This is a genomic window from Kitasatospora sp. NPDC053308 (genome assembly GCF_055585785.1).
On the sequence record NZ_JBVJJY010000014.1, the window covers coordinates 141,876 to 159,621 of the forward strand.

Below are 17,746 nucleotides of genomic sequence, written 5' to 3' on the forward strand. Positions count from 1 at the left end.
ACCCGAGCCGACCGACCGACCCGACGGACCCAGACCGGACGGATCCGACTGACGTGACCACCCAGACCGCCCCCTCGCCGCCGCCCGCCGCCGCACCCGCCGCCCGCAACGCCGCCGCGGCCCTGCTGGTCGGCCCGGCCCGGCGCACCGCGCTGCTCACCGTGCTCTGCTTCGCGGTGATGTGCGCCATCGGCCTGCAGGGCTGGACGTCGGTGTCGCTCGGCGGCTTCGACCTCGGCATCTTCGACCAGGGCGTCCGCGGCTACGCCCACCTCGGGCTGCCCGTCTCCTCGCTGAAGAGCTACCACCACGAGTTCCCGCCCGGCTTCTCGCTGCTGGGCGACCACTTCTCGCCCGTCCTGGCGCTGCTCGCGCCGCTCTACTGGATCTGGGACGACCCGCGCTCGCTGATCATCGGGCAGTCGCTGCTGTTCGCGGCCGGGGTGCCGCTGGTCCGGCGGATCACCGCGCACGCCTTCGCCGACGCCCGGCCGCGCACCGGGCGTCGGGCCGCCGACCTGGCCGGGCTGGTGTACGCGCTCGGCTGGCCGCTGCTGGTCGCCGCCAGGGTCGGGTTCCACGAGGTCGCCTTCGCGGTGCCGCTGACCCTGCTGATGCTGGAGCGCGGCCTGGCCCGCCGGTACGGCACGGTGGTGCTCGCCGCCGTCCTGCTGTGCTGCACCAAGGAGGACCTCGGCCTGATGGTCGGGGCGTACGGGCTCGTGCTGCTGCTGCGCTCCCGGCGCACCGGAGACCGCACCGGGCGGTTCACCGGCCTCGGGCTGCTGCTGGGCGGGCCGGTCGCCTCGGCGGTGGCCATCACCTGGCTGATCCCGGCGATGGGCGGGGAGCCGGGCTACTACTGGAACTACGCGGCGCTCGGCACGGACGGCGGGGACGCGCTGCGCCACCTGCTGCACGACCCGTTCCTGCTGCTGCGGACGGCGTTCGACCGGCCGCTCAAGCCGCTGCTGCTGCTCTGGCTGTTCGGCACGACGCTGCTGCTGCCGCTGCGCTCGGCCACCGTGCTGTGCGCGGTGCCGCTGCTGGCCGAGCGGATCCTGTCCAGCAACCCCAACCACTGGTCGATCGCCCGGCACTACGACTCGCTGCTCTGGCCGCTCCTGCTCACCGCCGCGATCGAGGTGCTGGGGCGGATGAGCGCGGCCGAGCGGCCGCCGGGGACCCGCCGGCGGGCGCGCCTGCTGGGCCTCGCCGCGGCCGGCATCGCGCTGGTGGCCGCCGTACCGATCGGACTCCTGCAGCTGGTGGTGCCGTCCTCCTGGGAGGCCAAGCCCAGCGAGGCCGCGCTGGTGCAGGCGGCCGCGCTGATCCCGGACGGGGCCTCGGTGGAGGCGGACAACCAGATCGCGCCGCGGCTGACCGCCCGGACGGACGTGGTGCTGGTGGACGCCACGCCGCGGGGGCGCGAATACGTGCTCACCCGGTCGAACAAGCGGTCGTTCCCGTTCGCCGCGGACACCGAGCAGGCCGCGCGGATCGACCTGCTGCTGGCGCACGGCTACCGGCAGGTGTGGGCGCAGGACGGCGTGGTGCTGCTGCACCGGGAGGGCACCGAGCCGGTCCCCGGCGAGCACGTGCCGGGGCCGGACAGCAAACCCGTCCAGGACGTGGTGCCGTCCGACGTGGGGCACGACCTGTTCCGCGGCTGACGCCCGCGGCGGGCCGGACACGGCCGAGGGCCGGCCGGAGACGATCTCCGGCCGGCCCTCGGCCTGTGCGGGGCGGTCGGCGCCGGTCGGCGCCGGTCAGGGGCGGTCGGCGTAGGAGCCGCTCTGGTGGCTGCCCTGCGGCGGGACGGCGCCGTAGCGGCCGGGCCGCCGGCCGTGCGGGTGCCGGGTCAGGTTGTAGCCGATGACCCCCGCCAGGGCGGCCAGGAAGCCGCCGCCGATCGTCCAGTACCAGCGGCTGTTCCAGCCGGAGAACCAGCCGGTGTACCAGTGCTCCTCCTCCGCCACCGGGGCGGCGGCCCTGGCGGTGCTCGCGCCGCCGCCCGCCGGCGGGACCAGCGGGGCCTTCAGCTCCCCGCCCTCCGGCTGGGCGTTGTCGGAGTCGCCCTTGGCGGCCACGTGCAGCTGGACGGAGGCGGCGAGGCCGAGGTCCGGCTGCGGCACGTCGGTGACCGACAGCCGCACGTAGTAGGTGCCGGGCAGCGGGTCGCCGGACCACGGCTCGGCCCAGGTGCGGACCTCGCGCAGGGTGCAGTCGAGCGTCAGCGAGCCGACGTTCTGGTCACCGGTGGCGTTCTGGGTGCCGGCCGTGCAGGACTGGCGGCGGCGCAGGCCGTCGAAGACCTCGACGGACCAGGTCTGCGGGCCGTGCCGGTCGGCCGCCGGGGCCAGGTTCACGCTCAGCTTGACCGTCGGGGTCTGGCCCTCGGAGGCGCCGAACGCCCAGTACAGGTAGTCGCCGGTGGAGGCGGAGACCTTGGCGTCCTGGCCGGGGGACAGGTTGACGGCGGTCAGGAAGGAGGTGCCGGCCTTGGTGGCCGGGGCCGGGGTGCCGCTCCCGGTGGCCGAGGGGGACGGCGCGGCCGAGGCGGCCGGGGCTCCCAGGGCTCCCAGGGCGAGGGCGGGCAGCAGGGCGAGGGCGGCGAGGGCGCCGCGGATCGTCGTACGCATGGTCAGTTCTCCCGCCAGACGGAGATCCGCCACCGCGCGATCCAGCCGAACAGCAGGCCGAAGACCAGGCCCGCCAGGGTGAGGGTGAGCAGCAGGATCCAGCCGCGGCCGAGGCCCATCGCCGCGCCCTCGGGGGCGGGCGAGGAGGACGCCAGGTCCACGGTCAGCTCCAGCGGCAGGCCGGGGTCGGCCTGGACGCCGGCCTGCGGGGCCAGCGAGTTGCTGACGACCAGGCAGACGGTCGTCGCCGGCTTCTCCTTCGCGTCCTTCGAGGCGGTGGGGCCGGCCGTGACGTACCCCTGGGAGTCGTCGGTGGACCAGCGCAGGCCGGTGGAGATCACGTCGGTGCGGCCGCCGCCGGCGTCGGTGCCGCGGACCAGCTCCTGGCCGGTGGCGCTGGTGGCCTGCAGCAGCACGCCGTAGTCCCGGGCCACCGGGCGGTCGAGGCCGACGCTGACCGAGGCGCGCAGCTCCTGGCCGGTCTTGACCGGGACCTTGTAGACGCGGTGCTCGGAGAACTTCTCGCGGTCGGTGTAGACGCCAGGGGCGAGCACCGGGGCGCTCTCGCAGGTGTCGGTGCCGGCGGTCTTGACCGGGGTGACCGTGTAGGTGTCGTTGGAGCGGTCGACCAGCTGCTTCACCTTGTCGGTGAGCTGCTCCTGGGTGCGGACGTCGGTGTAGGTGCCGCCGGTCGCGTTGGCGATGCAGAGCAGCTGCTGGCGGGTCTTGTCGTCGTGGGCCAGGCCGAGGGTGTCGACCACCAGGTGGATGCCCTGGGAGGCGAGCTCGCGGGCCACGTCGCACGGGTCCGGCGGGGCGCAGGAGTCCTCGCCGTCGGTGATCAGCACCACGCGGCGGGTGGTCTCGCCCTTGCCGAGGTCCTGGGCCGCGCCGCGCAGGGCCAGGCCGATCGGGGTCCAGCCGGTGGGCCGCAGCGTGGCGACGGCGGTCTTGGCCTCGACCTTGTTGGTCTTGCCGACCGGGAAGAGCTGCTTGGTGTCCTGGCAGCCGAGGTTCTTGTCGTCGCCGGGGTAGTTCGCGCCGAGCGTGCGGATGCCGAACTCGGTCTCCGCGGGCAGCGCGTCGATCACCTCGTTCAGCGACTGCTGGGCCACCGAGATGCGGCTCTTGCCCTGGATGTCGGTGGCCCGCATGGAGCCGCTGACGTCCAGGATGAGGTCGACCCGGGGGGCCTCCTTGGACGCCGGAGCGGCACCGGCTGATGGTTCGTCGGCGTGGGCGGGCAGGCCGAGCAGCAGTGAGGCGCCCGTTATCGCCACTGCGGCCAGCAGGCTGCCGAGCCTGGTCTGTGGTCGTCGTCCGGTAGTCACCCGGCCGATCCTAGGGATCATCAGTTCGCCATGGCGAAACGAGCCCGGATCGTACGCCGACCACCCCCGGCGCGAACTCCGGCGCGCGGGTGGGCAATCCGCGCTCACGCCGGCCTTACGCGCGGTGGATAGCCTTCGTGGCCGACGGAGGAACGGGGGCGCGGTGGAGCTGGCGGCGGTCGGGAAGCGGTACGGGCGGGGCGGGCGGTGGATCCTGCGGGGGGTCGATCTGGCCGTCGGGCCGGGGGAGTTGGTACGGATCGCCGGCCCGAACGGGAGCGGCAAGTCGACGCTGCTGCGGCTGGCGGCCGGGATCGAGCGGCCGAGCACCGGCCGCGTGGTGCGGCCCGGCCCGGCGGCGTACGTGCCCGAACGCTTCCCGCCGGCGCTGCCGTTCGACGCCGCCTCGTACCTGCTGCGGGTGGGCCGGGTGCACGGGCTGTCGGCGGAGCGGGCCCGGCGGCGGGCGGGCGAGTGGCTGGAGCGCTTCGGCATCGCCGACCGGGCGGGCACCCCGCTGAGCCGGCTGTCCAAGGGCACCTGCCAGAAGGTCGCGGTCGCCCAGGCCCTGCTCGCCGAGGCCCGGCTGCTGGTGCTGGACGAGGCCTGGACCGGTCTCGACCCGCAGGCGCGGGCGGTGCTGGACGAGGCGGCCGCGGAACGGGCGGCGGCGGGCGGGACGGTGCTGTTCGTCGACCACGACCCGGCCCGGCTGGCCGGGCTGACCAGCGCCGCCTACCTGGTCGGCGCGGACGGCGGGCTGCGGGCCGTCGAGCACGCGGCGGCGACGCCGGCCGACGGCGGCCCGGTGATGGAGATCGAGGTGGACGTCCCGGACGGCGCCCCGCTGCCGGACCTGCTGCCGGGCGCGCCGGAGCGCACCGCCCTGGCCGGGACGGCGGTCCGGCTGGCCGTTCCGGCCGCGCACTCGGACGCGCTGCTGCGCCGGCTGCTGCTCGGCCGCCCGGCCGTCCGGGTGCTGGCGGTGCGTCGGCGCGGGGCTGCGGAGGGCGGCCGGTGACCGGGCGGATCGGCCCGCTGACGCGGTACCACGTGGAGCTGCTGCTGCGTTCGCACGCCTGGCTGCCGCCGTTCCTGGCGTACGTGCTGCTGCTGGTGGTCGGGGTGACGGCGGGCGACCCGCTGCTGGGCAGCCTCGGCCTCGGCGCGGGGGCGCTGCTGCCGGTGAGCGCCTGGTACGTGCGCGGGGCGCTGGCCGCGGAGCCGCCGGCCGCGCGGGCCTGCCTGGTCGCGGTGGCGGGCCCGGCCCGGGTGCACCTGGGCGCGCTGGCGGCGGCGCTGACGTTCTCGCTGGCGCTGGCGGTGGGTCAGGTGGTGGCGCTGGGCTGGGTCGGCGGGCCGGTCGCCGACCCGGGGGCGACCGGCCGGTCGGCCGTCGGGACGGCGCTGTCGGCGGGGCTGCTGACCTCGGTGGTCTGCGCGCTGCTGGGGGTGCTGGCTGGGGCGCTGGCCGGCCGGCCGGTGCTGACCGGCGGGCCGTACGGCATCCCGGCGGCGCTGACGCTGGTCGTGCTGTTCCTGGTGGTGCCGGTCTCGCCGGCCAACGCGGCGGTGAGCGGACTGGTGGAGTCGGCCCGGACAGGCCGGGTGGAGCTGCCGTGGGGGCCGCTGCTGCTCGCCGTCGTCCTGCTGGCCGCGGGTGGGGCGGGGGTCGCGGCGCTGGCCGGGCGGCGGCCGGAGTGAGCGGGCCGGTCGGGGCGGGACGGTGTGGGCGGGCCGGTGGGGGCGGGACGGTGTGGGCGGGACGGTGGGGGACGGTGCGGTCGGGACGGTGTGGGGGGCGTGCTGATTCCGTCAGGGGCGGACACACCGTACGGAAGAGCCCATATCCGTGGATAGTGCTCGTTAGGGTGACGAACCGGGGTGGGGGTGCCGCCGCAACCGGCGCCCGCGCCCCGGCCTGACAGCCGCTCACGTGTCGGGGCGGACCGGCTCCCGGTCCGCCCCGACCGGCATCCCCCGGACGGCGGCACCGGGCACCCCGCGATCCCCAGGACGGTCCGTGGCGACACCCTCCGCCGTGACGAGATCCGCCGCCCGGCCGGGCCGGCCGGTGCGCGCCGGGCGCACCACCGAACTCGTCCTGGTGCTCGCCGCCGTCCTGACCGCCGTGTTCGGCTACGTCGAGGTCGGCGTCGACCTGGACGGTGCGGCGCCGGCCGACGCGGCCGAGTACGGCGCGGCGCTCGGCGCGCTCGCCCTGGCGGCGCACGCCGTCGTCCGGTGGCGGGCCCGGTACGCGGACCCGCTGCTGCTGCCGATCGCGGTGCTGCTGAACGGGATCGGCCTGGTGGTGATCTACCGGCTGGACCGGGCCACCTCCGGCCGCGCCGCCGCCCCCGCCCAGCTGCTCTGGTCGGCCCTGGGGGTGGCGCTGTTCATCGCGGTCGTCCTGCTGGTGCGCGACCACCGGCGGCTGCAGCGCTACGCCTACCTCGGGGCCCTGGCCGCGCTGGTCCTGCTGGTGCTGCCGATCTTCTTCCCGCCGGTGTACGGCTCGCGGATCTGGATCGTGCTGGGGCCGCTCTCCTTCCAGCCGGGGGAGTTCGCCAAGGTCCTGCTGGCGGTCTTCTTCGCCGCCTACCTGGCGGTGCACCGGGACGCCCTGGCGCTCACCGGCCGTCGGGTGTGGCGCCGGCAGCTGCCGCGCGGGCGGGTGCTCGGGCCGGTCCTGCTGATCTGGCTGGCCTTCGTCGGGGTCCTGGTGCTGGAGACCGACCTCGGCACCTCGCTGCTCTTCTTCGGCCTGTTCGTGGTGATGCTCTACGTGGCCACCGCGCGCACCGGCTGGATCGCGATCGGGCTCGTCCTGGCGGCCTTCGGGGCGGTGACGGTGGGATGGCTCTCACCGCACGTGCACAGCCGGGTCGCGGACTGGCTGGACCCGCTGGGCTCGATCGCGGCGGGCCGGGGTGCCAACCAGATCGCCCAGTCGCTGTTCGCCTTCGCCTGGGGCGGTGAACTGGGCACCGGTCTCGGCCACGGGCACTCGGCGCTGATCGGCTTCGCCGCCAAGTCGGACTTCATCCTCGCCACCATCGGCGAGGAGCTCGGCCTGACCGGGCTGATCGCGGTGTTCCTGCTGTACGCGGTGCTGATCTCCCGGGGCTTCCGGACCGGCATCGCGCTGCGCGACCCGTTCGGGCGGCTGCTGGCGATCGGGCTGGCCGCGATCGTCGGGCTGCAGGTGTTCGTGGTCGCGGGCGGGGTGCTGGCGCTGATCCCGCTGACCGGGATGACCATGCCGTTCATCGCCCAGGGCGGCTCGTCGGTGGTGACCAACTGGATCATCGTGGCGCTGCTGGTGCGCATGAGCGATGTCGCCCGTCGGCCCGTGGCCCAGGAGGAGGTCTGATGGCGCGCCGACGGACGCGGGGGAACGGTCCGCAGGGGCTGCCCGGGATCTCCGTCACCGGGCGGCGCGCGGGCACCTTCTGCCTGCTGCTGGTCGCGGCGCTGTGCGTCCAGGCCACCCGGGTGCAGGTCTTCCGGGCGAAGGACCTCGACCACAACAGTGCCAACCAGCGGCTCACCATCGAGCGGTACGCCCGGCCGCGCGGCGACATCCTGGTCGGTTCCGAGCCGGTGACCGGATCGGAGCCCACCGGCGGCCGGTACGCGTACAAGCGCAGCTACACCGACGGCCCGACCTACGCGGCCGTCACCGGCTTCGCCTCCCAGGCGTACGGCAACAGCCAGCTGGAGGGCGTCGAGGACGACCTGCTGACCGGCACGGACGGCCGGCTGGCCGGCTGGGCGCTGTGGGACGCCGTGTCCCGCCGGCAGAACCCGGGCGGGGACGTGCACACCACGCTGCACCGCGCCGCCCAGGAGGCCGCGGTGCGCGGGCTCGGCCGCCGGCGGGGCGCGGTGGCCGCGATCGAGCCGGCCACCGGACGGATCCTGGCGCTGGCCAGCACGCCCTCGTACGACCCGGGCAGCTTCGCCGGCTACGCCGCCGCCGACCAGGAGGCCTGGAACCGGCTGCAGGCCGACCCCGGCCGGCCGATGCTCAACCGGGCGCTGCGCCAGACCTACCCTCCCGGCTCGACCTTCAAGGTGGTCACCGCGGCGGCCGCGCTCGCGAACGGGGTGGTCACCGACCTCGACGCGCCGACCGGGGCGCCCTTCCCGTACGTGCTGCCCGGGACGACCACGCCGCTGGTCAACGACACCCCGGCCTGCGACCGGCCCGGGCTGTCGCTGGACGCCGCGATGACCGCCAGCTGCAACAGCGTGCTCGGCCACCTCGGGGTGCGGACCGGGCTGGACCGCATGGTGGCGATGGCGGAGGCCTTCGGCTTCAACGACGCCGAGCTGGACAGCCCGGTGCGCGCGGCCCGGTCGAACTTCGACACCCGGATGGACGAGTCGCAGGTGGCGCTCTCCTCGATCGGGCAGTTCGACACCGCGGCCACCCCGCTGGTGATGGCGATGGTCGCGGCCGGGGTGGCGAACGACGGGACGGTGATGCGTCCACAGCTTGTGGACAAGCTGACGAGGAGCGACGGCACCACGGTGCAGCGGATGGAGCCGGAGACGTACCGGCGGGCGATGACCCCGGCGGTGGCCGCGCAGGTGCGCACGCTGATGACCGACGTGGTGGAGAACGGCACCGGGGGCAACGCCCGGATCGACGGGGCCGTGGTCGGCGGCAAGACGGGGACGGCCCAGCACGGGGTGGACAACAGCGGGACGCCGTACGCCTGGTTCATCGCCTGGGCCAAGCCGGCGGGCTCGGACGCGGTGGCGCCGGTGGCGGTGGCCGTGGTGGTCGAGGACGGTGACGCCACGGACGTCACGGGTGGTGCCCTGGCCGCTCCGATCGCCCGCTCGGTGATGCGGGCGGTGCTCGGCGGATGAACCGCCGCGAGGGCTCTGAGCTGCTGCTTTAGCTGCCCGGTGGCAGATGCGCCGTTTGCGAAGTGTCCGGTTTGTACAGCGATATACGCCGTTTCGGACAATGCGCGTATCCGGACTGTTCGTTTGCGACACTGGTGCTTTCGCCAGGTACTGTCCCATCTTTGTTCGGTTGGTCTTCCATGACACCTCCTGGCGTCTCGGGTGACCGGCCGCTAGGACACCCTCCCCCGCCTAGAAGGACCGCAGTTTTGGCCAGCAACACCCTCGGTGCGCGTCTGCTGCGACGCAAGCCCGTCTCGACCCTGATCGCGGAGAGCGAGGGGCGCGACGCCCTTCCGGCGGGCGCACCCGAGGAGGGCGGGCGTTCCGGTATCCACCTGCGCCGCTCGATCGGCCTCTGGCAGCTCTCCTCGATCGGCATCGGCGCCACCATCGGCACCGGCATCTTCTTCGTGCTGAACACCGCGGTGCCCGCGGCCGGCCCGGCCGTCATCCTGTCCTTCGTGATCGCCGCGGTCACCGCCGGACTCACCGCGCTCTGCTACGCCGAGATGGCCTCCGCGATCCCGGTCTCCGGCTCCTCGTACTCCTACGCCTACGCCACCCTCGGCGAGGGCGTGGCCTTCGGCGTCGGCATCTGCCTGCTGATGGAGTACGGCGTCTCCGCCTCCGCGATCGCGGTCAGCTGGGCCGAGTACCTGAACAAGTTCCTCGACCTGGCCTTCGGGGTGAAGATCCCCGAGCAGCTCTCCGGCGCGCCGGACAGCAGCCACTGGTTCAACCTGCCGGCGCTGCTGCTGGTCGCCATGGTCTGCTTCCTGCTGATCCGCGGCGTGAGCGAGTCGGTGAAGGTCAACGCGGCCATGGTCGGGATCAAGATCCTCATCCTGATCCTGTTCATCGGCGTCGCGCTGACCGGCTTCCACTCCGGCAACCTGACCCCGTTCATGCCGCTCGGCATCGGCGGCGTGCAGGTCGCCGCGTCCAGCATCTTCTTCTCCTTCATCGGCCTGGACGCCGTGTCCACCGCCGGCGAGGAGGTCAAGAACCCGCGCCGCACCCTGCCGCTGGCGATCATCATCTCGCTGGTCGTGGTGACCCTGCTCTACATCCTGGTCGCCCTGGCCGGCATCGGCGCCCAGCCCTGGCAGAAGTTCGACGGCCAGGAGGCCGGCCTCGCCCAGATCCTCCAGGACATCACCGGCCAGAGCTGGCCCGCGATGGTCTTCGCGATCGGCGCGATCGTCTCGATCTTCAGCATCACCCTCGTGGTGATCTACGGCCAGACCCGCATCCTGTACTCGATGGGCCGCGACGGCATGCTGCCCAAGCGCTTCGCCGAGCTCTCCCCGCGCACCGGCACCCCGATCTGGAACACCATCGTGGTCGGCCTCGGCGTGGGCGCGCTGGCCGCGTTCATCCCGCTGAACGTGCTGGCCGACATCACCAGCCTCGGGACGCTCATCGCCTTCTCGGTCGTCTCGATCGGTGTGATCGTCCTGCGCCGCACCCAGCCCGACCTGCCGCGCGGCTTCCGGGTGCCCGGCTACCCGGTCGTCCCGCTGATCAGCGTCGGCTTCTGCATCTACCTGATCACCGGCCTGCACGCCGACACCTTCCGGGCCGGCGCGATCGCCCTCGCCGTCGCCGTGGTCGTGTACTTCGGCTACAGCATCAAGCACTCGCGCCTGGAGCAGGCGGAGCCGGAGGCCGTCCCGGCCGACCGCACCGCCGGCTGACCCGCAGGCGAACCAGACGTGAAGGGCCGCCGACCGACAGGACACCCGGCGGCCCTTTTCGTGCCGTCATCCGCCCAGTGCCCCACGCCATGGCGACAGGGCCGGGCCCGCACCCCTAACCTTCCACCATGGTGAGCACCCGCACGCCCGGCTACCTCCGCCCGCGCGGCCGCTTCACCGGCCGCCGCAGAACGCCGGCCCAGACCTTCGTGACCGAGGCGTCGTCCAGACCCGGACGGCCCCCGAGGGGCTTCTCGGTCCGCCCGTTCCCCCGCCAGCGTGGCGAGAGCACCTTTCCGCCCACGCCCGATCGGCTGAATCCCGCCGCGCTCGCCGCGCTGGCCTCGATGCGGACCGTGCAACTCCTCGGCTGCCTGATCGCGGCCGGCTGGGCCGCGGCCTTCCCGCTCGTCTCCGACCTGCCCAACCAGCGCCAGTGGGGCCTGATCGCGGCCCCCGCCTACGCCCTCGCCGGGCTGCTCTGCCTGACCCTCCCGCGCCGCTTCGCGGCCCGCACGGCCGCCGCCGTCGCCCTCGTGGGCGCCGTCCTCGTACCGCTCGGACTGCTCGCCCTGCACGGCCGCCACCAGTCCGAGGTCATGGTGGTCGAACGCTCGGCCCACCTCCTGCTCACCACCGGCGACGCCTACCTGCCGCACCCGGCGGTGGTGACCGACTACAACCCGTACCTGCCGGCGATGGCCCTGTTCGGGCTCCCGCGCCAGGTGCTCGGCGACTCCACCGCCTTCGCCCGGGTCGCCGGTGACGCCCGGATCTGGTTCGCACTGACCTTCTTCGCCTGCCTGCTGGCCGCCTGGCGACTGCTGCGCCCCTCCCGCCCCGACGGTGCCGACCCGCGCGCGCCCCTGCTGCCGCTGGCCGTCCTCACCGCCTCGCCGCTGATAGCGCTCGCGCTGGTCGTCGGCGGTGTGGACCTGCCGCTGATCGGCGTCTGCTGCCTCGCCATGGCCCTCGCCGAGCGGGACCGCACCGTCGGTGCCGGGCTGGTGCTCGCCCTCGCCTGCACCCTGAAGTGGACGGCCTGGCCCGCGCTGCCGGTCGCCGTCCTGCTGCTCTGGCGGCTGTACGGCCGCCGGCCCGCCGCCCGGACCGCGCTGATCGGGACCGGGGTGAGCGCGGCGGTGATCCTGCCCTCCGTCCTGACCCAGGCGGACGCGCTGGCGGAGCAGGTGGTGCGCTTCCCGCTCGGGATGACCGCGATCCGCACGCCGGCGGGCAGCCCGCTGCCGGGCAAGGTGCTGGCCGGCTTCGGGCCGACCGGGCACTCCATCTCGATGGCGCTGATGACGGTGGCGCTGATCGGGGTCGCGATCTGGCTGCTGGCCCGGCCGCCGGTCTCCGCGATCGCCGCGGCCGACCTGCTGGCCGCCGGGCTCGCGATCGCCTTCATGCTGGCCCCGGCCGGGCGGTTCGGGTACCTGGCACTGCCGGTGGTGCTGATGATCTGGCCCAGGCTGGCGGCCCGGCGCTGGAGCAGCCGGCGCCCGGCCCCGCCGGGCCGGGTGCCCCAGCCGGTGGAGCCCGCCCTGCCGCGGAGCTGAGCCGAACGTCCGGAGCCCGGCCCCGCTGCTCAGCGGGGCCGGGCTCCGGACCGTACCGGTGGCCGTCAGCGGCCGGCGGCGGCCTTCAGGAGGGAGGCCACTGCGGGACCGGCCGCGTCGACGCCGTGGCCGCCGCCCTGGACCTCGGCCGCCACCGCGAGGTTGCCGCGGAAGGCGGTGAACCAGCTGTTGGTGGTGGACGCGCCCTGGACCTCGGCGGAGCCGGTCTTGGCGCCCGCGTTGTCGGTGATCCCGGCCATCACCTGGCTGGCGGTGCCGCCGACCGCGGTGGCGTTCATCATCGCGCGCAGCTTGGCGGCGACGTCCGGCGAGATCTGCCGGGCCGCGGCCTGCTGCGGCAGGCCGGCGACCAGGATCGGCTGCTTGAACGCCCCGCTCTGGACGGTGGCGGTGATCGAGGCGATGGCCAGCGGGTTCATCTGGACCTTGCCCTGGCCGATGTAGTTCATGGCCTGCTCGTCCTTGCTGCCCGGCGTCGCCGGCACCTTGCCGTCGGCGTTCGGCAGACCGGTCTTCCACTCCAGGCCGATGCCGAACACGTCCTTGGCCGTGGCGGACAGCGTCTCCGGCTTGAGGCTGGTCAGACCCTGGTTGATGAAGGCGGTGTTGCAGGACACCATGAAGTCCTGCTGGAGGGTGTTGTTCGGGAACGCGCCCGGGAAGTCGTTGGGGATCGGGACCGAGTTGCTGCTCTTCTCCGGGCAGGCCACCACGGTGTCCGGGTTGATCCCGGCCTCCAGCAACGCCGCCGAGGTGACGATCTTCATCGTCGAGCCCGGCGCGAGCAGCCCGGCGAAGGCCCGGTTCTGACCGTTGGCGGGCGAGTTGGCGAAGGCCAGCACCTGGCCGGTGCTGGGCTCGATCGCCACGATGGAGCCGGGCTTGCCCCCCAGGTCGGTCATCGCCTTCTCGGCCGCGGCCTGGATGGTGTTGTCGATGGTCACCTTGAACGGCTTGCCGGGCTTCGGCTCGACGATGGTGAACAGCTTGTCGGTGGCGCCCTTGCCGGCCGGGTCGCTGATCACCACGGCCTTGCCCGAGTCCTGGTCCCTGGCCGGGTCCGGCGGGAGCAGCTTCTGGGCGTTGTCCTGCAGGGTGTTCATCAGCGCCGGGGTGAGCGAGGCACCCTGCAGCGGCTTGCCGTTGCGGTCCACCACGGTGGACGGCGGGGCGAAGACCTGCTGGGCGGCGATGGTCTCGTTGCCGGACAGGTGCGGGTGGATCACCGACGGCGCCCAGTGCACGGCCGGGGTGTTGTCGCTCATCTTCACGACGCCCAGGAAGCCCTGGTAGTCCCAGGCGCGGTTGGTGCCCTCGAACTCGGCGCGCGCCTTGAAGCTCATCAACGTGCCGGTGGGCCCGGGGGTGGCGGAGGCGGACGGCGAGTCGGTGGCGCCCGGGGTGCCCGCCGACGGTGTCGCGGAGGCCCCGGCGCTCGGCTTGGCGGGGCCGGGGGTGCCGGTGGCGGCGGCGAAGACCTGCTGGGTGGTCGGACCGGTCGGGGTGAGGGTCAGCGCGCTCGGCTTCACCTGGTCCCGGAACGCCGTCAGCGCTGTGGTGGCCGCGGCCGGGTCGTCGGTCAGCGAGGCCGCCTTGGCGATGTCCCCGGCCGCCCAGGCCGCCAGGAAGTCCTTCGCGCCGGCCGCGGCCTGCTCGGCCGACGGCGGCTCGGCGACCACCGTGCGGGGCTTCTTGTCGGACCCGGAGCCGTCCGAGCCCATCAGGCTGTACGCGCCGTAGCCGCCGCCCGCGAGGACGGCGATGGACACGCCGGTGATGATGCCGATCTTCGCGCCACTGCGCATGGTGCAGGTCCCCCAGGGGTCTCGCGGCCGGGCGCAACCGGCCGGGGCCGGAAACGCGGTACGCCCCCACCCTAGGCAGGCGGAATCGGTGCGCCCGCGAAACGCCCGCCACTTGTGACGGATCTGGTACGTGTCGTGCACCGCGTACGGACGATTCGGGGGGAGCGGGTGTGCCCCGGGGTGCCAGCGGGGCCGGCTCCCGGTCCGGGGCCGGCTCGGTGCGGGCTCGGCGCGGGCTCGGCGCGGGCCGGGGGACCGGCCGTCAGATCCAGCTGTTGAACCACATCCGGCGGCGCCAGTCCTCCAGCGGGATGGTCTGGCCGGTGAACAGCGGGAAGAAGAACAGGAAGTTCCAGACGATCAGCAGGACCAGCAGGCCGGCCGTCGCGGAGCCGATGATCCGGCGGTCCCGGGAGGCGCCGGGCGGCCCGATCAGGGCGCCGACCAGCATCGTCACCGCGAGCACCAGGAACGGGACGAAGACCACCGCGTAGAAGAGGAAGATCGTCCGCTGCTGGTAGGCGAACCAGGGCAGGTAGCCGGCGGCCAGGCCGCACAGCAGGGCGCCGGCCCGCCAGTCCCGCCGCAGCGCCCAGCGCCACAGGCAGTAGACCAGCGCCACTACGGCCGTCCACCACAGCAGCGGGGTGCCGATCCCCAGCACCTCGCGGGCGCAGTCGGCGGCGGTGCAGCCGTCCTGGCCCAGCTTGGGGGACTCGTAGTAGAAGGAGACCGGCCGGCCCAGCACCAGCCAGGACCAGGGGTTGGACTGGTAGGTGTGCGGGTCGCTCAGGTGGGTGTGAAACTCGTAGACCGTCGAGTGGTAGTGCCACAGGGCCCGCAGGCCCTCGGGTATCCAGGGGTAGTCGGTGGACCGGCCGACCGCCCAGTCCCGGCCCCAGCCGCCCTTGCCCGGCACGTTGCTGCTGGCGAACCAGCCCCACCAGGACGCGACGTAGACCGTCATCGAGACCACGACGACGGAGACGAAGGCGGGCACCACGTCCCGGGCGAGCACCGCCCGGAACGGGTGCGGTGCTCCGGCCAGGCGGCGGGCGCCGACGTCCCAGAGCACGCTCATCAGGCCGAACGCCGCCATCACGTACAGACCGCTCCACTTGGTGGCGCAGGTCAGGCCGATGCAGACGCCGGCCGCGATCCGGTACGGGCGCCAGCCCAGGTTCACGCGCTGGGCGAGCTCCGCGTCCTCCACCCCGCCGAGCCGCTCGGCCAGCAAGGCCCGGGTGCGGTCGCGGTCCAGCAGCAGGAAGCCGAAGGCGGCGACGGTCCAGAACATCACCACGAGGTCCAGCAGCGCCGCCCGGCTGAGCACCAGGTGCAGGCCGTCCACCGCGAGCAGCAGGCCGGCCACGCAGCCCAGCAGGGTCGAGCGGAACATCCGGCGGGCGATCCGGGCCAGCAGCAGCACCGACAGGGTGCCGAGCAGCGCCACCGAGAACCGCCAGCCGAAGGGATTCATGCCGAACAGCTGCTCGCCGAAGCCGATGATCCACTTGCCCACCGGCGGATGGACCACGTACGAGGCCGTCGAGCGGTACGGGACGGCCGCACCGGGCGTCATGATCGTGGTGTTGGCGTCCTCCGGCCAGCTGATCTCGTAGCCGCCGTGCCAGAGCGCGTAGGCGTCCTTGGCGTAGTACGTCTCGTCGAAGATGATCGCGTGCGGCTGCCCGAGGTTGCCGAACCGCAGGATCCCGGCGAACACCGCCACCGCGACCGGGCCCAGCCAGCCGGCCCAGCGGCACAGGAAGAACCACAGGCCCTGCGGCAGCGCGAGGCCCATGCCCAGCAGCAGCGGGGACTGCGGCACGTCGCGCGGGGTCACCCGGGGGCCGTCCGGCATCGGCGGGACCAGGCGCTCGGCCAGCGGCGCCGTCGGGCGGGCGACGTACCCGTGGCGGGCCAGGCGCTCGCGCCAGGCGGGGGCCGCGGGGGCGGCGTGCACGGCGGGCTCCGCCGGGCGGGGGGACGGCAGGCCGAGGCCGCCCCGCCCGGAGTGGTCCGTACCGGTGGGCGTCTGGGCCGCCGTGTCGCCGTTCATCCGCCACATCGTAGGGGCGCTCTTCGTACGCGTGTCCGCTCCCTCGGAAGCTGCCCGAATCGTCACCAAAAGCCCCGCACGGTGGCAGCTGCGAGGATGGGGCCCGTGACAGGAGTACTCGTTCTCGCAGGCACCCCCATCGGCGACGTCTCGGACGCCCCGCCCCGACTGGTCCACGAACTGGCCACGGCGGACGTCATCGCGGCCGAGGACACCCGGCGGCTGCGCCGGCTCACCCAGGCACTCGGGGTGGCCCCGGCGGGCCGGGTGGTCTCCTACTTCGAGGGCAACGAGGTCGGCCGGACCCCCGAACTGGTCGACGCGCTGCTCGGCGGCGCCCGGGTGCTGCTGGTGACCGACGCCGGCATGCCCTCGGTCTCCGATCCCGGCTACCGGCTGGTCGCCGCCGCCGTCGCCGCCGAGGTCAAGGTCACCGCGGTGCCCGGGCCGTCCGCGGTGCTCACCGCGCTCGCGCTGTCCGGCCTGCCGGTCGACCGCTTCACCTTCGAGGGCTTCCTGCCCCGCAAGACCGGCGACCGGGCCCGCCAGCTCGCCTCGATCGCCGCCGAACCGCGCACGATGGTCTTCTTCGAGGCGCCGCACCGGATCGCCGAGGCGCTGGCCGCGATGGCCGAGGCGTTCGGGCCCGAGCGCCCGGCCGCCGTCTGCCGCGAGCTCACCAAGACCTACGAGGAGGTCAAGCGCGGGCCGATCGGCGAACTGGCGGCCTGGGCGGCGGACGGCGTCAAGGGCGAGATCACCGTGGTGGTCGCGGGCGCGCCGCCGGCCGCGCCGCAGGAGCTGACCCCGGCCGAGCTGGCCCGGCTGGTGGCCGTGCGCGAGGAGGCGGGGGAGCGGCGCAAGGAGGCCATCGCGGCCGTCGCCGCCGAGCTCTCGCTGCCCAAGCGGGAGGTCTTCGACGCGGTCGTGGCGGCCAAGAAGGAGGGCCTGGACGGGGCCCTGAAAAAGGCGTGAATTCCGGGGGGTTGCGTGGCGCACGGTGCGTCGTACCGTGGAGAGAAGGCCCCGGTAAACACCCGCTGAGCTGAAGTTTCGGTCGCGGTTTCCGGTCCCCGGGAGGCCCTTCGTATAGGGCTTCCCAACCGGCATCCAAGTCTTCACAAGTGGGGCGTCGGTCGAGGCGGTCCGGGCATTTCCTGGAATGGAAAGACCCAGCCGGGCGAGCGCCCGGCGGGCGCTGGGAGACGGCTATGAGTGACATTGTCGGTAACCCCCGCGGTGGCAACGCGCTGAGCACGGCCGGCCTGGCCGGGCGGGCGCACACTCCCGTCGAGACCGTGCGGGAGGCCTACTCCTTCGCGTGCCTGCGATGCGGGTACGGCTGGGAGCAGTCGTACGACATCGAGCACCACGTGGCCAAGGACGGGCACGTCGTGTTCGAGTACCACGCCAACGGTGTCCGGGTGCCGTCCCCGCTGCTCAAGCCGACCTGCCCGGGGTGCGGCGGCCACACCGTCCGGATCATGCGCGAGGGCCGGGTGGCCTCCGCCGACCAGCCCTGGCAGCACGCCCCCGGCTACCCGGCGCACGCCGAGCCGGCCGGGCCGTCCCCGGCGGTCGACCCCGCCAAGCCGCGCGGACGCTGGGCCCGGTTCTGGTCGCGGCTGCTGGGCTGACCCCGAGGACGCGGGAGCACCGCCCCCGGCCGGGACGCAACTCGGTCGAGGGCGGTGCGCGTG

At 74.1% G+C, this 17,746-nt stretch carries 13 protein-coding genes; 9 read left to right on the forward strand and 4 right to left on the reverse strand.

Annotated elements, in window-relative coordinates:
- Positions 1-53 precede the first annotated feature (53 nt).
- The gene (locus ACZ6Y7_RS27200) at positions 54-1,673 is read left to right on the forward strand and encodes a DUF2079 domain-containing protein (RefSeq protein ID WP_465760556.1); all 1,620 of its coding nucleotides are present in this window, start codon (positions 54-56) and stop codon (positions 1,671-1,673) included.
- Positions 1,674-1,769: 96 nt separating this feature from the next.
- On the opposite strand, the gene ACZ6Y7_RS27205 is transcribed toward ACZ6Y7_RS27200, so the two are convergent.
- Both ACZ6Y7_RS27205 and ACZ6Y7_RS27210 read right to left on the reverse strand, forming a co-directional pair.
- Positions 1,770-2,642: a peptidase gene (locus tag ACZ6Y7_RS27205; RefSeq protein ID WP_465760557.1), complete on the reverse strand. Its 873-nt coding sequence runs from the start codon at positions 2,640-2,642 to the stop codon at positions 1,770-1,772.
- 2 nt (positions 2,643-2,644) lie between these two features.
- A complete protein-coding gene (locus tag ACZ6Y7_RS27210; RefSeq protein WP_465760558.1) occupies positions 2,645-3,973 on the reverse strand; it encodes a VWA domain-containing protein in 1,329 nt (442 codons plus the stop codon).
- Between the two features lie 163 nt (positions 3,974-4,136).
- Here ACZ6Y7_RS27210 and ACZ6Y7_RS27215 point away from each other — a divergent pair, with 163 nt between their 5' ends.
- The 6 genes from ACZ6Y7_RS27215 to ACZ6Y7_RS27240 all read left to right on the forward strand — a co-directional run bounded on the left by ACZ6Y7_RS27215 (position 4,137) and on the right by ACZ6Y7_RS27240 (position 12,158).
- Positions 4,137-4,994 (forward strand): ATP-binding cassette domain-containing protein, encoded by an 858-nt coding sequence (locus ACZ6Y7_RS27215; RefSeq protein WP_465760559.1) that lies wholly within the window; start codon positions 4,137-4,139, stop codon positions 4,992-4,994.
- On the forward strand, positions 4,991-5,677 hold the full coding sequence (locus ACZ6Y7_RS27220; protein WP_465760560.1) for an ABC transporter: 687 nt from the start codon (positions 4,991-4,993) through the stop codon (positions 5,675-5,677). The genes ACZ6Y7_RS27215 and ACZ6Y7_RS27220 overlap by 4 nt, the downstream gene beginning before the upstream one ends.
- 337 nt (positions 5,678-6,014) lie before the next feature.
- Positions 6,015-7,349 carry an FtsW/RodA/SpoVE family cell cycle protein gene (locus ACZ6Y7_RS27225; protein ID WP_465760561.1) on the forward strand — a complete coding sequence of 445 codons (1,335 nt, stop codon included), beginning with the start codon at positions 6,015-6,017 and terminating at the stop codon, positions 7,347-7,349.
- Positions 7,349-8,857, forward strand: a complete 1,509-nt coding sequence (locus ACZ6Y7_RS27230) for a penicillin-binding transpeptidase domain-containing protein (protein WP_465760562.1) — start codon at positions 7,349-7,351, stop codon at positions 8,855-8,857. Before ACZ6Y7_RS27225 ends, ACZ6Y7_RS27230 begins: the two co-directional genes overlap by 1 nt.
- Before the next feature lie 179 nt (positions 8,858-9,036).
- Positions 9,037-10,596 (forward strand): amino acid permease, encoded by a 1,560-nt coding sequence (locus ACZ6Y7_RS27235; RefSeq protein ID WP_465760563.1) that lies wholly within the window; start codon positions 9,037-9,039, stop codon positions 10,594-10,596.
- A gap of 128 nt (positions 10,597-10,724) precedes the next feature.
- Positions 10,725-12,158: a glycosyltransferase 87 family protein gene (locus tag ACZ6Y7_RS27240; RefSeq protein WP_465760564.1), complete on the forward strand. Its 1,434-nt coding sequence runs from the start codon at positions 10,725-10,727 to the stop codon at positions 12,156-12,158.
- A gap of 65 nt (positions 12,159-12,223) precedes the next feature.
- Here ACZ6Y7_RS27240 and ACZ6Y7_RS27245 read toward each other — a convergent pair whose 3' ends face one another.
- On the reverse strand, positions 12,224-13,984 hold the full coding sequence (locus ACZ6Y7_RS27245; protein WP_465760565.1) for a penicillin-binding transpeptidase domain-containing protein: 1,761 nt from the start codon (positions 13,982-13,984) through the stop codon (positions 12,224-12,226).
- 262 nt (positions 13,985-14,246) lie between these two features.
- The gene (locus ACZ6Y7_RS27250) at positions 14,247-16,046 is read right to left on the reverse strand and encodes a dolichyl-phosphate-mannose--protein mannosyltransferase (RefSeq protein ID WP_465760566.1); all 1,800 of its coding nucleotides are present in this window, start codon (positions 16,044-16,046) and stop codon (positions 14,247-14,249) included.
- Positions 16,047-16,151: 105 nt separating this feature from the next.
- Here ACZ6Y7_RS27250 and rsmI point away from each other — a divergent pair, with 105 nt between their 5' ends.
- On the forward strand, positions 16,152-17,021 hold the full coding sequence (gene rsmI / locus ACZ6Y7_RS27255) for a 16S rRNA (cytidine(1402)-2'-O)-methyltransferase (RefSeq protein ID WP_465760567.1): 870 nt from the start codon (positions 16,152-16,154) through the stop codon (positions 17,019-17,021).
- A 236-nt stretch (positions 17,022-17,257) separates the two neighbouring features.
- Positions 17,258-17,683: a hypothetical protein gene (locus ACZ6Y7_RS27260; protein ID WP_465760568.1), complete on the forward strand. Its 426-nt coding sequence runs from the start codon at positions 17,258-17,260 to the stop codon at positions 17,681-17,683.
- The last annotated feature ends 63 nt before the right edge of the window (positions 17,684-17,746 follow it).

Bases quoted from the DNA above. Each gene is read 5' to 3' on its own strand.
- ACZ6Y7_RS27205 (WP_465760557.1), bottom strand. From the start codon at position 2,642: ATGCGTACGACGATCCGCGGCGCCCTCGCCGCCCTCGCCCTGCTGCCC.
- ACZ6Y7_RS27230 (WP_465760562.1), top strand. From the start codon at position 7,349: ATGGCGCGCCGACGGACGCGGGGGAACGGTCCGCAGGGGCTGCCCGGG.
- ACZ6Y7_RS27235 (WP_465760563.1), top strand. From the start codon at position 9,037: ATGACACCTCCTGGCGTCTCGGGTGACCGGCCGCTAGGACACCCTCCC.
- ACZ6Y7_RS27240 (WP_465760564.1), top strand. From the start codon at position 10,725: ATGGTGAGCACCCGCACGCCCGGCTACCTCCGCCCGCGCGGCCGCTTC.
- ACZ6Y7_RS27245 (WP_465760565.1), bottom strand. From the start codon at position 13,984: ATGCGCAGTGGCGCGAAGATCGGCATCATCACCGGCGTGTCCATCGCC.
- ACZ6Y7_RS27250 (WP_465760566.1), bottom strand. From the start codon at position 16,046: ATGAACGGCGACACGGCGGCCCAGACGCCCACCGGTACGGACCACTCC.
- ACZ6Y7_RS27260 (WP_465760568.1), top strand. From the start codon at position 17,258: ATGAGTGACATTGTCGGTAACCCCCGCGGTGGCAACGCGCTGAGCACG.